Raw genomic sequence first — 15918 nt, forward strand, 5'->3', positions numbered from 1 at the left:
ATCATTATGCAGGGTATCCATCAAATCACCATCAGTGGTGCGACGAAACTTTGACGCCACCCTCAGGAACCGGCACGTATGGCGTTTCCTGATCGGTACGTTTCGGGTTTTTGTGCGCCGCCATGGCGGTTTTAATACCGAAGAAGATGATGCTGTACACCACCAACAGGAACAGGATGCTCAAACCGGCGTTGGTGTAGTTGTTCACCACGATATGGTTCATGTTGGCAACCTGCTGTGCGGTCAGTTCAGCACCGCCCTCGGCGATTTTGTCTCTGTACAGGCTGGCCTGGTAGAAGAAACCTTCCAACTGCGGATTGTCGCTGAACAGCTTCAGGCAAATCGCGTAGGTGGTACAGATCAGCAGCCAAACGGCTGGGATCACGGTTACCCAGATGTACTTGGTGCGCTTCATCTTGATCAATACCACGGTGGCCAGGACCAGCGCTACGGCAGCCAACATCTGGTTGGAGATACCGAACAGCGGCCACAGGCTCTTGACGCCGCCCAACGGATCGACCACGCCTTGATACAGCAGGTAACCCCACAGGCCAACGCAGCCGGCAGTACCGGCAATACCGGCCACCAGTGAATCGGTTTTCTTCAGGAATGGCACGAAGTTACCCAGCAAATCTTGCAGCATAAAGCGACCGGAACGGGTACCTGCATCCAGAGCGGTCAGGATGAACAGCGCTTCGAACAGAATACCGAAGTGATACCAGAAGCCCATGTTCGCGCCAGGGATGACCTGATGGAACACGTGAGCGATACCGACAGCCAGAGTTGGCGCGCCACCGGCACGGTTCAGTACCGAAGGTTCGCCGATGTCTTTGGCCGTTTGCAGGATCTGCTCAGGGGTAATCACAAAGCCCCAGGAGCTGACGGTTGCGGCAGCATGTGCGGAAACATCACGCAGTGAGGCCATGATCATCGGCGCATCTTCGGTGCCCAGACGGTGCAGGTCTGGCATGGTGATGCCCAGAGCCGCCGGTGGGGTGTTCATGGCGAAATACAGGCCAGGCTCGATGATAGAAGCCGCAACCAGCGCCATGATGGCAACGAAGGATTCCATCAGCATGGCACCATAACCGATAAAGCGGGAGTCCATTTCATTGGCCAGCAGTTTCGGTGTGGTACCTGAAGCGATCAGCGCGTGGAAGCCAGAAACGGCACCACAGGCAATGGTAATAAACAGGAACGGGAACAGGGTGCCTTTCCAGACTGGGCCAGTACCGTCAACAAACTGCGTAACCGCAGGCATTTTCAGCTCTGGGTTGAGGATCACGATACCGATCGCCAGCCCGACGATCACGCCGATTTTCAGGAAGGTAGCCAGATAGTCACGCGGAGCCAGGATCAGCCATACCGGCAGCAGGGCAGAAACGAAGGCATAACCAATCAGCGTATAGGTGATGGTGGTGTCTTTAAAGGTCAGCGCCGGGCCCCAGTATGGGTCGTGGGCAATCACTCCGCCGAACCAGATGGAGGCGATCAACAGCACGATACCGATGATCGACACTTCACCCACCTTGCCAGGACGCAGGAAGCGCATATACACGCCCATAAACAGTGCGATTGGCACGGTGGAGCAGACGGTGAACACGCCCCATGGGCTTTCGGCCAAGGCTTTCACCACGATCAACGCCAGCACCGCCAGGATGATGATCATGATCAGGAAGCAGCCAAACAGCGCAATGGTGCCAGGGATTGGACCCATTTCCTTTTTGATGATCTCGCCCAATGAGGCGCCGTTACGGCGTGAGGAGATAAACAGCACCATAAAGTCCTGTACCGCCCCTGCCAACACCACGCCGCCTAGCAGCCACAGCGTACCGGGCAGATAACCGACCTGTGCCGCCAGCACTGGGCCAACCAGCGGGCCCGCACCTGCGATCGCCGCAAAGTGGTGGCCGAACAGCACGTTTTTATTAGTCGGGACGTAGTTAAGACCGTCATTGTTCACCACCGCCGGTGTGGCGCGGGTGGGATCCAACTGCATCACCTTGGTGGCGATGTAGAGGCTGTAGTAACGATAAGCCACCAGGTAGACCGCTACCGAAGCAACGATGATCCACAGTGCACTAATGCTTTCACCACGGCGCAATGCGATGACACCCAGGCAGGAAGCCCCGAGTATCCCCAGCAGCATCCATGGGAGGTGTTTTAAAATCCCCTCGCGTTTCATGAGGTATCCTTATCCTATCTGCAAAAATTGAGTGATAAATCCGATTCTTAGATGTCGGACATTTAGCTGTAGCGTCTTCCCCTGGTTAGGGTCAGGTTTAGGAACAGCTCATCATTGCCAGGCTGGATAGGGAAAGACATCTGAATTTCAGCCAGCGGTTTTATACGCTGGCGAACGGTTGGAATGGCGGGGTGAGTGGTTTAGGCCGAAGTGTGAGTGGCGAAGGCGATCAGGTTTTGCTCCGTTTTGGCATTCGCCAACTGCTGACCCATCCAAGGGCTGAAGGCCCAGGGGGTTGCCGTTACCGCAGAGATCAAAGCGGGTAAATCAACCCAGTGGAAGTCCATCACTTCATCTGCTCTGGCTGCAACGGCACCTGTAGTCAATGCCGCATAAACCGGGCAGATTTCGTTTTCCATAATGCCGGAGGCGTCTGTCTCGCAGTAGCGAAAATCGGGATCGACGGCGGTGATCTGTTCCACGTTCAGGCCCACTTCATACAGACAACGTTGTTCGATGGCGTGTTCGGTGCTCTCTTGCCACTGCGGATGGCCACACACCGAGTTAGTCCAAACGCCGGGCCAGGCTTTTTTGCTCAGCGCTCGGCGGGTGATCAGCAACTCGCCTTGCGGGTTGAAGATCCAGGAGGAGAAAGCCAGATGCAGGGGCGTTTGTCGCTGGTGGGCCGCATATTTTTCCATCACGCCGGTGGGTTGACCTTGTTCATCAAGTAAAACGACATGCTGCTGGGTCATGAAGGTTCCAATTTAATCGCGATGTACGACTGCTACTATAGGCAAAACTGGGCGACTATCAAATATTGGGATAATCTCTCTGTTTCGATGAGGGTTGATGGAACATTCAGGAGTGAACGTGAGAAAACGGAATTTCGGTATCCTTTCGGCCCTGGTGCTGGCGGTAAGTAGCGCCATGGCATTTGCGGCCCCGGTTACGCTTTATAGCCCCTATGACCCAACGCTCGCACAGGATGCGTTTGCAATGCAGCAAACGGAGCTGGTGCTGATCCAGCCTGAGCTTAAAACGTTTGCCGATGAAAACTCGGAACAGGCGATGGATTACTCTACCGCCATGGACGACTGGTCTTATTATGCCAGCGAGATCACCCAAAGTTTTGAAGCGCTACATGTGAAGGTGGTGAGCACCGACAAACGCTATCTGATCTTTACGTTGGGTAAAGACCAACGGATGATCTTCGATAGCCAAAAACCACAGCCGGACTCGGAAGATGAGGGCGGTTGGGGAGCTTTCCTCTATCGCAAAGGGCAACCGCCTATTGCGGTTGATATCACCTTCAATGATATGGCGGTGGCAAAGGCGTATCTGGGGCTAAAATAGTTAAACCGGCGCTGCATACGGTGCCCATTCAGCCTCTATTTTCGGACCTCGTCCCAATTCAGACCAAAGCGCGCCAGGTACTTACGCAACCGGTCGGCATCGTTGGGCTGCTTTTTCTGCTGGCGCGAGACGGCAAACAGCTGTCTACCCGCTTCGGAAAGTGACGTGGAGGTTCGGCACACTTTAAGCACTGTCTCCAACTGGCTTTGCTCAAACAAATCGATATTGGCCAGCTCGACGGGGTGTTGCGCAGTGGTATTCCCCTGCCAATGGGATTTCAACCGGTCTATCTCTTCATCGACCAGCGGCAGATTAATGCGTCCTTGCTCCGCCAACGTGGCCATGCGGGCGATGGAAGATCCCAGTTCGCGGAAGTTTCCGCGCCAAGCTGCCTGCGGGGAACGGGCAAAAGCCAGGTAACGCTGTCTGGCGTCTTTATCGAAACGGACCTGCGTCTGGTTGCTGCGGGCAAAGCGCTGTAATTCGTAATCGATGTTGGGCTCGATATCTTCGCGGCGCTCAGCCAGGCCCGGCAGTGGGAAGGTCCACATATTGATACGGGCGTATAAATCCTCACGGAAACGGCCTTGGGCTATCCAGTCGCGCATATCGCGGTGGGTACCGGCAATCAGTTGAAAGTCGCTGCTGGCTTCTTTATCGGCACCAAACGGGAAGAAGGTTTTTTCCTCGATGGCTTTCAATAACATCGCCTGTTCGTCTAATCCCAACTCGGCGATCTCATCAAGGAACAGCACACCTCCGTCGGCTTCTCGCAGTAGGCCCGCCCGCGCCTGCAATGCTCCGGTGAATGCCCCTTTCACATGACCAAACAGGGTCGACATGGCGTTATCGCCGCGCAGGGTGGCACAGTTCACCGCGACAAAACGGCCTTTCACCAGATGGCGCGAGTGCCGCAGTTGGTAGATACGCTCGGCCAAAAAGGACTTGCCGGCTCCGGTGGGGCCAGTGAGCAGCATGGGGGCATTGGAACGCAGGGCCACGCGTTCAATCTGGTCGATCAGCGTGTTAAAGATGGCGTTGCGCGTTTCAATACCGGCTTTGAGGAACGACACCGAACGCTGTTGTTCATGCAGGAAACGGCTGGTGAGCGCGGTATAGCGGCTGAGATCCAGATCGATTACCGAGTAGATCCCTTGCGGGGACGGGCGATCGGCTTTTTCACCGGGAGCGGTTTGCAGCAGTTGAGCAGGCAGGTAGCGTGCCTCGGTCAGCAGGAACCAGCAGATCTGAACCACGTGGGTGCCGGTAGTGATATGCACCAGATAGTCTTCGTTCTCGGTATCAAACGGATAGCGGCTGGCGAAATCCAGAAAGGCGCTGTACACCTCTTCCAAATCCCAGGGATCTTTGAGTGCTACTTCCTGTAATACCACCTGAGTGGCTGGCGAAACTGCCACGATATCTTCCGCCACCTGCTGCGCCATACCTTTATCGCGTGGCTGATGTAGCAGCTCCAGGCGATCGATCGGCAAGTCTGGCTGCTGGCACAGCCCCACCGTTGGCCGCCACTTGTTCCAGCGGTTTTCCCGTTTGCCACGTTTATCCAGCGTGGTGCCCAGCACGCCGATCACAACTCTGCGCTTCATATTATCCCTTGCGATAAATTACTATCCTGCAAGATAAAATAACGACTTGTTGGCATCATCGCCAGTTATCTTTGATTAATTATTTATTGGTTAAATATCAATATATTGTGATTTTAATGCGTGTTTTTGACCGAGTTGGCACGCCTTTCGCTATATCCACTACGTCAAAAGAAAAAGGATGACTAAAGAATGAAGAATAATTATGAGTTGATGGCACCGGTTAACAGCGCACCGATCAAAATGTGGACACAGGGCGTGCCCGTAGAGCCAGAAGCGCGTGAGCAGTTGCTGAATACGGCCAAAATGCCGTTTATTTTTAAACATCTGGCGGTGATGCCGGATGTGCATTTGGGTAAAGGCTCCACCATTGGTAGCGTGATCCCTACCCGTGGCGCAATTATTCCGGCGGCCGTTGGCGTGGATATTGGTTGCGGCATGATTGCGGTGCGTACTTCGCTGGTGGCGTCCGACCTGCCGGATAGCCTGGCCGGGCTGCGTAGCGCCATCGAACAGGCGGTACCGCATGGCCGCACCTCGACCCGTTCCAGAAGAGATAAAGGGGCCTGGGAAACTCCACCGCAAACGGTCGATCAGCATTGGGCCACGTTGCTGCCGCGCTTCAAGCGTTTGACCGACAAATATCCGCAGTTGCTGAAAACCAACAACTATCAGCATTTGGGAACGTTGGGAACGGGTAACCACTTTATCGAGGTTTGCCTGGATGAAACGCAGCAGGTGTGGGTGATGCTGCATAGCGGTTCCCGTGGCGTGGGGAATGCCATCGGCTCATTGTTTATTGCGTTGGCGCAGCAGGATATGCAACAGCATATCGCTAACCTGCCGGATCGTAATCTGGCCTATTTCGAGGAAGGCAGCCAGCATTTTGATGACTATATGGAAGCCGTGGGTTGGGCGCAGGATTTTGCTCGTCATAACCGGGAAGTGATGATGGAACACGTGCTGGCAGCGCTGTCGCGTATCGTGACTAAACCGTTCACCACCCAGCAAGAGGCCGTGAACTGCCACCATAACTATGTGCAACGTGAGACGCACTTTGGTGAGCCGGTGTTGGTGACGCGTAAAGGTGCCGTGTCTGCGCAGAAAGGGCAGATGGGGATCATCCCCGGTTCAATGGGGGCGAAAAGCTTCATCGTGCGCGGATTGGGGAACGAAGAGAGCTTCTGCTCTTGCAGCCATGGCGCTGGCCGCACCATGAGCCGTACGGCGGCGAAAAAACGCTTCACCGTGGCCGATCAAATCCGGGCCACCGAACATGTGGAATGCCGTAAGGACAACGAGGTGATCGATGAGATCCCAATGGCTTATAAAGATATTGATGCGGTGATGGCGGCACAGTCTTCACTGGTGGAAATCGTCCATACCCTGCGGCAGGTGGTGTGTGTAAAAGGATAGCGTGATGGAACAGCAATTAAACGGCGTGGACAGCGCCATGCGGGAAAGAGTCCGGCAAGCGTTGGGTGAGGTAGAAAAACGTTACGACGTGCGGGTGCTTTATGCCTGCGAGTCTGGGAGTCGCGGCTGGGGCTTTGCCTCGCCGGACAGCGATTACGACGTGCGCTTTTTGTATGTTCACCCACCAGAATGGTATCTGCGGGTAGAAGCGCAGAGGGATGTGATAGAGCTGCCAATCGATCATGAGCTGGATGTCTGTGGCTGGGAATGGCGCAAGGCGCTTGGCTTGCTGAAACGGGCTAACCCGACGCTGATCGAGTGGCTGGATTCACCGGTGGTGTATCAGGAAGCCCCTGAGAGCGTCGCGGCGTTGCGGGATGTGGTGCCTGAGTGGTTCTCCGCGCAGCGGGCGCGTTGGCACTACCTGTCGATGGCCAGGAAAAACTTCCGTGGCTATTTGCAGGGGGAGCAGGTACGGCTGAAGAAATACTTCTACGTGCTGCGCCCGTTGCTGGCGGTGCGCTGGATAGAAGCGGGCAAGGGCGTGCCACCGATGCGTTTTGACCAACTGTTGGCTGGCACGGTGGCGGATCCGCTGTTGTTGGAGGAAATCCATGAATTACTGGCGGCGAAACGGCGCGCAGGTGAGGCAGAGTACGGCCCGCGTAGAGAAAGGATCCACGCGTTTATCGCGCAGGAACTGACGGCGGATGCCCGGCAGGAAGCCTTGCCCGACAGCCCGGCCCGCAGCGACCAATCGCTGGATGAACTGCTTTATCGCACGGTGATGGGGTAATCAACCGGGGAGAAGGAAGGCTCCCCGGTCATGAAATGATAAGGATAAAAAATGAAAACATGGTTAACACGTTTATTTGGCAAGGATATTCCAACGGCTTTCCCGGCTCCTTGGGCGGCCGACCGTACGGCAATTTATCGTTGGTTGGCACCTTGGCAGCATAGGGCCGAGCCATTGCCCGCGGAAGCGCAAACCTTGCCGGATGAGCCTCCGGCCATTGATGGCAAAATCCGTTGGTCGGCAGGGGCGCTTGATGGAGTTTTTGGTCATCATGGGGGCACAACCGAAGATGAATCGCCGGTTGAGGCCATCATGGTTACACTAAGAAGTGTGTTGCATAAGCCGCAGCAGCAGAATGTCGAGCAGCTCTATAATCTGTTGTGTCAGGAAACTCCGTTAGATTATATCGATGCATTGTTGCCTGAGGTTGCACAGGATCCGCAGTTGCCCGCCAACACATTGCAAGCTTTGGTGGAATGGCTGGCCACCGAAAGCCCGGATCGTAACGTGGTCAAGGTCGCCATGGCGCTGTTGGCTCTGTTCCCGACGCAGAAAAACCGCGAGATACTCAACGTATTGGGAGGGCATGACGAGTTCACACTCTATGCGGTAGTGGCATTAGGATCAATGCTACCCGCCGATGAGTATGAAAGCGCCTGGCTTGCATTGGCCAAGCGGACTGATGGTTGGGGAAGAGTACAACTGATCGAGCGTTTACCCACCCCCTTGACGCAACAAAGCCGCGATTGGTTGATCTGCGAAGGTTATCGCAACGCGGTGATGTATGAATACACTGCCTGGCATTGCGCTATCCATGGACAACTGCTCCAGGCAATGCAGCGGCAACCTGATGCGGCGCGGTTATTGGGCGCTGCTGAGATTTTGCAGGCGTTAATTAATGGCGGTCCGGCGCGGGATATGCATGATTATGACGATGGCGCACAGGCTTGCGAATGTTATCTGCGATGCTTGTTAGCGGCTCCTCCGGCAGAAATACAGCATTATCTGGCGGCGGGTGATATTGCACGTTTTGCACAGGAACAAAGTGGTGCAGAGAATGCCACGTGGACTCAGGATCAGTGCGGGCGGCTGGTCGAACTGACCAATGCGGTGATGGCACAGCCGCAATGGCCAGGTGTTATCGACAATGACTTGCAGGGGAGTGACAAGTATCTTTTCAATCTGGCCGTTGCCGCTAGCCGGCTGCGTCAGCAGGATCCGTGGGAGGCCATTTACTCACGGCAGTCAGCAGATCCAACGGATGACAACTGGTATCAGTTAATGCAGACCGACCAACCAGAGCATATTGCCAGAGTGATATCGCTGGCCGAACAGCAGCTGGATTTAGGGGCTATCGCCTCCGGTCCAGGAACGGCGATGGGGCTAGGGTTGGCTTACCGACAGCATCAGGCGCTGGATTTTGTGCTGCAGGATCTCAAAAAATTCCCCGGCATGGGCTGGTCATTGTTGGCGGTAGGGTTACGTAGTGAGGTGATCCGTAACCGGCATATGACGCTGAACGCTTTAGAAGCATGGCCACAGACTGCTTGGTCACCTGAAATGTTACAGGCTTTGCTGGTGGGCTTACGTATTGAACCCGATGAGCAGTTACGCGAGCGGCTGCAAGCGTTGTGCGCAAATCTGAAGATTGCGACAGCCTGAGTCGATGTAGGTTTGGTCAACCGCCCTGAGAGTCATTCTCAGGGCTTTTCAGTTTTTAGCGATAAAAATGTTTTGCCGATGATAGGCCAACTGGCTGGCATCCGGAGGGAAATCGACCGGTTGCCTCAGCCTGCGACCTTCATATTTGGCAAAATTCTCTTCGCTAATGGCGCTTTTCAGTTGTTTAAGGCGCGGTGAAAGCACCAGCTCAAGGTGTTCATTAAAGGTGATTAACCCGCGATCGAACGCTTTATCGTGCAGGTTGGACAGACATAATCCGTTGTTGGGGTTGAGCCGATGTTCAACGGTATGCTTCCACGGGCGGATATGGCTGGCGACCAGCAGCATCGGTTCTTCCAGTTCGGTCAGGCAACAGCGATTTTCATACGCATCCAGCACCCGCTTGCGGAACAACTGCTGGCCAACACGCGCATTGATGATGGTGGTTCTTTCTCTGCCACTGAAGTCTTCTATTACGCTGTCATGTAAGGCCGTGACCGGAGGCCGCAACTGTGTCATCGCCAATTGGCACTGCCGTTCAAAGGCGTCGCTGTCGAGGTTCATTTCTCGCCATAGCGCTTCATCTGCTTTGGATGCCCCTGTCAGTCCACGACGGCCAGAGTTAACGATAAACGGATCCAGACTGGCGATATTCACTAACTTCATTGCCAATGCCGAAGGTGAGCGGCCGATTAACCCTGCATAGTGGATAATGTCGGGGTTTTTAGCGTGCAATTTACCAAAAGGGATTTGGCTGTATAGCGTAAAAGCTACCAGCAACTGTTCCCGTGTCCAGAGATTGACGGCAACCATCAGGGCCTCGTTGTGGCATAACTTAATGGTGTTAGTTGAGCCACTTACTATGCCAGGCACATCGGTGATTGCCTACTTTCATCGATAACATGCAGCGCCCCTACGTGGCGAGCCAGTGAATAAATGTTTGCAGCCTCAGGGGGCCGTGGATTTTGTCTGAGATTAACGGCGTCCTGGATGACCTTTCCCATGATCATTGATCCTTTTTACGGTCAGTTAGCTATCCATTCAAACTACCGATACCGTAGGACATCGTGATCGCTGGCTCAAGATAAGCTCAGGTAATTAAGTGATAAGCTTCGTCAAGGAGCTTGACGTGGATTGACATTAGCGGGAGAGAAGCGGGAGCCAAAGGGTAAAAAGCCAGGTTGAGACTATTCTTCCCCCCCCAGCGCTGTGGCTTTCAAACGCTGGCGTAAACCGTTGCACGTTCGATTCCCTCTCCTTGGGGAGAGGGTTAGGGTGAGGGAGAATAACGCTGTTATTTCAACGCAATGCGGATCACATCATCCGGATCGGTCGCTTCTTTTTCACGGCTTGAAGCCTGTTTCACGCTCACATACAGCGTCTTACCATCTGGTGACAGTGCCAGGCTGTTTGGATGCGTTGGCGTCTTGATGGTTTCCAACAGCTTGTAGCTCTTGGCGTCGATTACGCTCACGGTGCCTTCTTTACGATGAGTGACGTAGACTTCATTACGCGCTGGGTTAAACAGCACGGCCAGGGATTCCGGCACGTCGATCTTCTGCAGAATGTTGCCGTTGTTGGTATCAACAACCAGCACCTGTGGCTGTTTGGAGTCGGTAATAAACGCACGATGGTTTGCCGGATCCAGGCTGATATTCAGGAAGAAGTGTTCCTTAGACTCATCCAGCTTCTTACGTGACAGCACCTTGTTGGTTTTGGTATCGATAGTCACCAACTCGCCATCGGCATTGGTCACATACAGGCGGCTTGCCGCTGCATCCAGCGCCAGACCGGTACCGTATTTACCGGTTTCGGTGATGGTGGTGCGCAGGGTCAGATCCTTGCCATCCACAACCCAAACCACGCTGGATTCGCCCAGGCCGGTGATATAGACGGTGTCCGTGGTCGCGTCTGCCACCAGCTCACGCGGGGCCAATGGTTTGACGGTATCAGAGCGTTTACGCGCATCCAGCACCAGGCGGCCTTTCACTTCGCCGGTTTTGCCGTCGATCGCGGTCAGCGAGTTACTGGTGGTGTTACCAAAATAGAGAGTGTCGGTCTTGGTATTGATGGCGGCACCGAACGGTTTGATATCGTTATGAATGATCTGCGTGATATCCAGCGTTTGTGGGTCGAGGCGATAGACGATGCCGCCCTTATCCAGCTTGCGGCTCTGTGAAGTTGCCAGATACAGCGCATTCTCGCCCTGGCTGTACACCATCTCGTAAGCGCCTTTACCTACCGGCTTACGCAGCAGTTCCGTTTCTGTCTGTGCCAGCACAGAGGTGGAAAACATCAGGCTGCTGAGCAGTAACAGAGGGTAAACCGCACGTCCGCCAAACTTACGGCTGGTGGTCATCATAGCGTTCATAAAAGCTCCATTTCATCAAAATACAGGTCACCACCGGGCTGCTGCTCGGCGGCTAAATCGGGCTCAACATTGAATCGAAAGCAAAATCTGGCCGGTCATGTCATTGCATGCGGCTCACTATATTTGTGAATGATAATCATTATTCTTACGGAAGGGGAGCACTTTTGTTGCTTGGGGCGATAACTGTCACGTTTAGGGAAATCAGAGAGAGGAGAATACCCGGCCAGTGTCTACTCTTCGGTCAGGATCAGGCCCAGACGCTCGGCGGTCTTTTGGATAATTTGGCCAAGGGTTTTATGGCTGAGAAGACGGCTTGAGGGTTCGACTATTGAGAGCTCACTAGCCATGACCCGTTGGCCGCCAAACAGGACCAAGGCGAAATGATCGTCATCTCTTTTTGAGTACCACTTCATTCCGTCAACGTTATGATGCTGTTGATAAATAGCCTGCGACCAGGCTCGGGTTTGTGAGTATTCGAGCTGGGTACTGCCGATCAATTCGTCACGGTCGATGCCCATATAGATGCAGTCCTGTGCTCGGCAACTGACGACGTTAAGATCCCGCTCTAGTTTCAACTGGATGTAGTGCATATTGGTAAATGGGCGTAAGTCGAAAAATTCTGTTTTGCCGGTGGCAACCACATCGTGAAAAACCGATTCTGCGATTGCGGCTTCGCAACTGCTGGCCAGATACATGGTGGGGATCAGATCCAAGGCCGCATCCCAGATAGGGCTGAAGCGGGCTCCATACTCATGGGGAAGCAATATTCTGCCGGGATTAAAACTGTCACCGGGGTACTGCGCATCATGGCAGCGATGTAACACCGTGCCTTTGGGGATGACTTCGATTCTTACCCGCAGAGTCTTACCAGGGGCAGTAATCTTGCGGCCAAGAAAAATGGGTGAACCAAAATCTTCCTTTTTGGGCTCACCCTTCTGTTTAATTTTGTTCTGCCCCATCGGCGATCCTTTTCGCTTCATATTCCGCCGCCGCAATCACATTGGCCGGATATGATTGCAACATCTCCATGGGACGGCGGCCAGCCAGCAGGGCGTTTGACGTCGCGAACCACTGGGCAAGCCCCCAGCCGTGTTTCAGGTTTTTAAAGCTGGCGAGTAACACTGCCATAACGGGGAGAGGGCGATAGTTATCATCCAGCGCATAACGGGGAAAGAGTTGTGTTGCCCCTTTCTTCAATGAAAATATGCGGTTATGGCTTTTCCATTTGCTTGGCTGGGCCGAGGGGTTCTCGGTAGCAAAGCCTGCCAGATGGGAAATCTGCTCTGCCGTGAGCCATTCACTGGCCGCCAGGATATGCTCACGTCCGCGCTCCACCTTGGAAATATCAACCAGTCCGCTGTGGTTGACGGGCTTTTGCGTATCCCGCGGAAGAATTATCCGGGCAGTGTCATCTGGATTGATCTGTTGCTCCAGGCTATGAAACATGGCTTCAAAACGTGTTTCGTCGATGTGGCATATGTCGCCATGATCGTTTTCAGCTTCTCTAACCTGGCGGAGAGTTTGCAACATGATTTTCAGGTGCTCTTCGACCACGCCGAGAGACGTTGAGTTGTCTATATCAACTTTCAGCTGAAAGAAAGGCTTCTGCGCCTTCATTTTCCTTTTACTGATGACCATCTGCAGCCCATCTTCCCTGATCCTGAGGCCATCTCTGTTGATGTCGATTTCTCGGGCCAGCATTCTCTTCTCCCGTTAGCTAAAGCTAATCGTTTTAACCATTCTAACCAAACTATCCTCAGTTATAGCAGGTTGTGTGAGAATTGACCAGAACAGATGCAGGCAACATGTTCAGTCGAAGAACGAACTCACAGCCTAATCGCACCAGCAACAGCCTGATCTGCAGCAGCTTTTTCGGCCAGATAACGGGCAGGGGGCTTACCTACTGCTTTACGGAACATGGTGACAAAGCCACTGGCACTCTCGTAGCCGAGATCTAACGCCACGGTCTGGACGCTTTCACCTTGGGTTAAGCGTTGCAGAGCCAGCATCACATGTAATTGCCGCCGCCAGTGGCCAAAGCTCATGCCCATCTGCTGTTGCAGCGTGCGACTGAGTGAACGCTCGCTCATGCCAATGCGTTGTGCCCACTGGCCCAGAGTGGATTTATCGGCGGGGTTGGCCAGCAGTTGTTCGGTCAGTTGGCGGATGCGTGCATCATTGGATACCGGCAGGTGCAGGTTCTCCAGCGGTGCGGCGGCCAGTTGATCCAACAAAACCTGCGCAATACGCCCTTCTGGGCCCTCTTCCGGGTAGAGAATATCGAACTGGCTGGCCTGCAGCAGCAGCTCTCGCAGCAAAGGGGACACTGTCAGAGTGCAGCAGTTTTGCGGCAAACCAGGGATGGCGTCCTGCTCAACGAACAGGCAATAGCATTCACTTTGGCTGGTGGCCCGCGCGTTGTGGCTGACGTTACTGGGCATCCATAGCGCGCACTGTGGCGGCACCAGCCACAGGCCATTTTCCACTTCGCAGCGGATCATGCCGCGCACCGTGTAAATCAATTGCGCCTTGCGGTGACGATGATGGGTGCATTCCCAGTCTTTCTGCACGCTTGATGCCTGAACCGCGAAGATGGCGCGTGGCACGTTATCGATATCGGGTCTGGGATGCTGGCAAGTGGCTTTCATGAGAACAATTATCACATTGGCGTGTTTGAGCAATATTATGTCTTGATTGTGCAATGTGGTCTAGCGCCAACGCCGATAGAGTAAGCGCCACTGGCGTGTTTTGTGGTAACGCGCTCATGACCGATAACGCAAAAGGAGAGGCTATGCACCAGGAAAATGTCATCAGTCAACTTCTGGCCTGGATTGAGCAAAACCTGGATCAGCTCTTGACGGTGGGTAGCATCGCGGCCAAATCTGGCTATTCCAAATGGCACCTGCAACGGATGTTTAAACACTTCACCGGTGAAATGTTGGGGAGCTATGTCCGGCGCAGAAGGCTGACGGCGGCGGCGCGTGAACTGCGCCTGACCAGCACCACGGTTGCCTGTATCGCAGATAAATACCAGTTCGATTCCCAGCAGACCTTCACCCGGAGTTTTAAAAAGCAGTTTGGTGTGCCGCCAGCGGCCTATCGCCGCAATCTGGACTGGCCTGGTGAGGGTTTGCAACCGCCGTTGCATATGACCAATGAGCCAACGCCAGAGGTGGAGATTATTGCGCTGCCGCCGATGAAATCAGGGGGGCACGTGCAGCAGGGGAGCTGTACGCTGGGGCAAGTGGGTACTCGCAACAGCCGCTGCTCCAGCAGGGATTATCCGTCACCGCGTATAGCCTGAAAGGCGACATCAGGCATTGTCAGCAGAGGTTTCAACGGCGGCAATCGGCTGTAAATATCTTATCTCGATCCACCATGGCGAGGGGGAAATGGGCTACGCTAAGGCAGGAATTTACCAAAAGAACACTTTTCCCCATATCCGGCTACAAAAAAGTGAGGTATCGGCGCGAGTAATGTTTCCATCTTGGCGGCAAGTGCACATATAATGCGCATCCGGTCAAACCAGGCCGGGCAGAACACATACCATTTTTAGCCAGTGCGGCCACCACTTTACTACGAAGATGAAAATGAGCATTCGCGCGTTATTAACCCTGTTTACCGCTCTGGTTGCATTCAGCCAGGCTGCCTTCGCCGTTGTATACCCTTTGCCCGCCAAAGACAGCCGTCTGGTTGGGGAAAATATTCAGATCACCGTGCCTGCAGACAGCAAACTGCCGCTGGAGAGCTTTGCGGCTCAATACCAGATGGGCTTGAGCAACATGCTGGAGGCTAACCCTGGTGTTGACCCGTTCCTGCCGCTGCCAGGTAGCACGCTGACCATCCCACAACAGTTGATCCTGCCAGACGCCCCGCGTGAAGGCATCATCATCAACAGCGCAGAAATGCGTCTGTACTACTATCCGAAAGGCACCAAGACCGTCGTGGTGCTGCCGATTGGTATCGGCCAGTTGGGTAAAGATACGCCGCTGGACTGGGTCACTACAGTACAGCGTAAGAAGGCAGGCCCAACCTGGACGCCAACCGCTAAAATGCGCGAAGAGTACGCTGCCGATGGTGAAATCCTGCCAGCCGTATTCCCGGCAGGCCCGGATAACCCGATGGGTCTGTACGCGCTCTATGTTGGCCGTCTGTATGCGGTCCATGGTACCAACGCCAACTTCGGTATCGGCCTGCGCGTGAGCCATGGCTGTGTGCGTCTGCGTGCTGATGACATCAAATACCTGTTCGACAGCGTGCCAGTAGGCACTCGCGTACAGTTCATCAACGAGCCGGTGAAGGCTTCCGTTGAGCCAGACGGTTCACGTTACCTGGAAGTGCACAACCCGCTGTCTGCCAACGAAGAAGAGCTGAAGTCGAAAGAGCCAGTGCCAATCACCATTACCGCGCCGGTTGGCAAAGTGCTGATGGATCCAGCCGTTGACCAGAGCGTCGTGGACGCGGCCATCAAGGCTCGTTCCGGTATGCCGGTTAAAGTGAACTGATTTAGGCTGTTGCTGTGAAAAAG

Annotated in this window: 13 protein-coding genes and 1 pseudogene; 6 read left to right on the forward strand and 8 right to left on the reverse strand. The window is 54.3% G+C overall.

Translation table 11 applies throughout. The features are described from left to right. Positions 1-31: 31 nt before the first annotated feature. Entirely contained in the window at positions 32-2185 is a 2154-nt protein-coding gene (locus KGP21_RS03985) for a carbon starvation CstA family protein (protein ID WP_021807874.1), read from the reverse strand. Between the two features lie 200 nt (positions 2186-2385). After that, positions 2386-2940, reverse strand: a complete 555-nt coding sequence (idi, locus tag KGP21_RS03990) for an isopentenyl-diphosphate Delta-isomerase (protein ID WP_223537264.1) — start codon at positions 2938-2940, stop codon at positions 2386-2388. A 118-nt stretch (positions 2941-3058) separates the two neighbouring features. Between idi and KGP21_RS03995 the strand changes: the two genes are divergently transcribed. After that, on the forward strand, positions 3059-3541 hold the full coding sequence (locus KGP21_RS03995; RefSeq protein WP_037376596.1) for a hypothetical protein: 483 nt from the start codon (positions 3059-3061) through the stop codon (positions 3539-3541). A gap of 35 nt (positions 3542-3576) precedes the next feature. Here KGP21_RS03995 and rtcR read toward each other — a convergent pair whose 3' ends face one another. Further along, entirely contained in the window at positions 3577-5148 is a 1572-nt protein-coding gene (rtcR, locus tag KGP21_RS04000) for an RNA repair transcriptional activator RtcR (protein ID WP_223537266.1), read from the reverse strand. 189 nt (positions 5149-5337) lie between these two features. Here rtcR and KGP21_RS04005 point away from each other — a divergent pair, with 189 nt between their 5' ends. From KGP21_RS04005 to KGP21_RS04015, 3 genes are read left to right on the forward strand one after another with little or no spacing between them, the layout of a single operon-like run. Further along, positions 5338-6561, forward strand: coding sequence for an RtcB family protein (locus tag KGP21_RS04005; RefSeq protein WP_059199615.1), 1224 nt, complete (start codon positions 5338-5340; stop codon positions 6559-6561). A gap of 4 nt (positions 6562-6565) precedes the next feature. Beyond that, a complete protein-coding gene (locus KGP21_RS04010) occupies positions 6566-7357 on the forward strand; it encodes a nucleotidyltransferase domain-containing protein (protein WP_094982194.1) in 792 nt (263 codons plus the stop codon). A 51-nt stretch (positions 7358-7408) separates the two neighbouring features. Further along, on the forward strand, positions 7409-9019 hold the full coding sequence (locus KGP21_RS04015) for a hypothetical protein (RefSeq protein WP_223498854.1): 1611 nt from the start codon (positions 7409-7411) through the stop codon (positions 9017-9019). Between the two features lie 48 nt (positions 9020-9067). Here KGP21_RS04015 and KGP21_RS04020 read toward each other — a convergent pair whose 3' ends face one another. The 5 genes from KGP21_RS04020 to KGP21_RS04040 all read right to left on the reverse strand — a co-directional run bounded on the left by KGP21_RS04020 (position 9068) and on the right by KGP21_RS04040 (position 14038). Then, complete coding sequence (locus KGP21_RS04020) at positions 9068-9832, reverse strand: HNH endonuclease (RefSeq protein ID WP_218519908.1); 765 nt, start codon at positions 9830-9832, stop codon at positions 9068-9070. A gap of 481 nt (positions 9833-10313) precedes the next feature. Next, positions 10314-11315 carry a PQQ-binding-like beta-propeller repeat protein gene (locus tag KGP21_RS04025; protein WP_371822171.1) on the reverse strand — a complete coding sequence of 334 codons (1002 nt, stop codon included), beginning with the start codon at positions 11313-11315 and terminating at the stop codon, positions 10314-10316. Between the two features lie 305 nt (positions 11316-11620). Then, a complete protein-coding gene (locus tag KGP21_RS04030) occupies positions 11621-12349 on the reverse strand; it encodes an RES family NAD+ phosphorylase (RefSeq protein ID WP_223537268.1) in 729 nt (242 codons plus the stop codon). After that, entirely contained in the window at positions 12330-13091 is a 762-nt protein-coding gene (locus KGP21_RS04035) for a hypothetical protein (RefSeq protein WP_051363780.1), read from the reverse strand. The genes KGP21_RS04030 and KGP21_RS04035 overlap by 20 nt, the downstream gene beginning before the upstream one ends. Positions 13092-13216: 125 nt before the next feature. Then, positions 13217-14038 (reverse strand): helix-turn-helix domain-containing protein, encoded by an 822-nt coding sequence (locus KGP21_RS04040; RefSeq protein WP_021807988.1) that lies wholly within the window; start codon positions 14036-14038, stop codon positions 13217-13219. A 143-nt stretch (positions 14039-14181) separates the two neighbouring features. On the opposite strand from KGP21_RS04040, the pseudogene KGP21_RS04045 reads away from it, so the two are divergent. Then, positions 14182-14637, forward strand: a pseudogene (locus KGP21_RS04045) (helix-turn-helix domain-containing protein); the annotation flags it as partial. 337 nt (positions 14638-14974) lie between these two features. Next, entirely contained in the window at positions 14975-15895 is a 921-nt protein-coding gene (locus KGP21_RS04050) for a L,D-transpeptidase family protein (RefSeq protein WP_021179171.1), read from the forward strand. The last annotated feature ends 23 nt before the right edge of the window (positions 15896-15918 follow it).

Source organism: Serratia sp. JSRIV004 (assembly GCF_019968705.1).
GTDB classification, from domain to species: Bacteria; Pseudomonadota; Gammaproteobacteria; order Enterobacterales; family Enterobacteriaceae; genus Chania; species Chania fonticola_B.

What these genes read in the sequence shown, in the direction of transcription:
- idi (WP_223537264.1), bottom strand. Translation starts at nt 2,940, where the DNA reads ATGACCCAGCAGCATGTCGTTTTACTTGATGAACAAGGTCAACCCACC.
- KGP21_RS04050 (WP_021179171.1), top strand. Translation starts at nt 14,975, where the DNA reads ATGAAAATGAGCATTCGCGCGTTATTAACCCTGTTTACCGCTCTGGTT.
- KGP21_RS04035 (WP_051363780.1), bottom strand. Translation starts at nt 13,091, where the DNA reads ATGCTGGCCCGAGAAATCGACATCAACAGAGATGGCCTCAGGATCAGG.
- KGP21_RS04040 (WP_021807988.1), bottom strand. Translation starts at nt 14,038, where the DNA reads ATGAAAGCCACTTGCCAGCATCCCAGACCCGATATCGATAACGTGCCA.
- KGP21_RS04030 (WP_223537268.1), bottom strand. Translation starts at nt 12,349, where the DNA reads ATGGGGCAGAACAAAATTAAACAGAAGGGTGAGCCCAAAAAGGAAGAT.
- KGP21_RS04010 (WP_094982194.1), top strand. Translation starts at nt 6,566, where the DNA reads ATGGAACAGCAATTAAACGGCGTGGACAGCGCCATGCGGGAAAGAGTC.
- KGP21_RS03985 (WP_021807874.1), bottom strand. Translation starts at nt 2,185, where the DNA reads ATGAAACGCGAGGGGATTTTAAAACACCTCCCATGGATGCTGCTGGGG.
- rtcR (WP_223537266.1), bottom strand. Translation starts at nt 5,148, where the DNA reads ATGAAGCGCAGAGTTGTGATCGGCGTGCTGGGCACCACGCTGGATAAA.
- KGP21_RS04005 (WP_059199615.1), top strand. Translation starts at nt 5,338, where the DNA reads ATGAAGAATAATTATGAGTTGATGGCACCGGTTAACAGCGCACCGATC.
- KGP21_RS04025 (WP_371822171.1), bottom strand. Translation starts at nt 11,315, where the DNA reads ATGTTTTCCACCTCTGTGCTGGCACAGACAGAAACGGAACTGCTGCGT.
- KGP21_RS04015 (WP_223498854.1), top strand. Translation starts at nt 7,409, where the DNA reads ATGAAAACATGGTTAACACGTTTATTTGGCAAGGATATTCCAACGGCT.
- KGP21_RS04020 (WP_218519908.1), bottom strand. Translation starts at nt 9,832, where the DNA reads ATGGTTGCCGTCAATCTCTGGACACGGGAACAGTTGCTGGTAGCTTTT.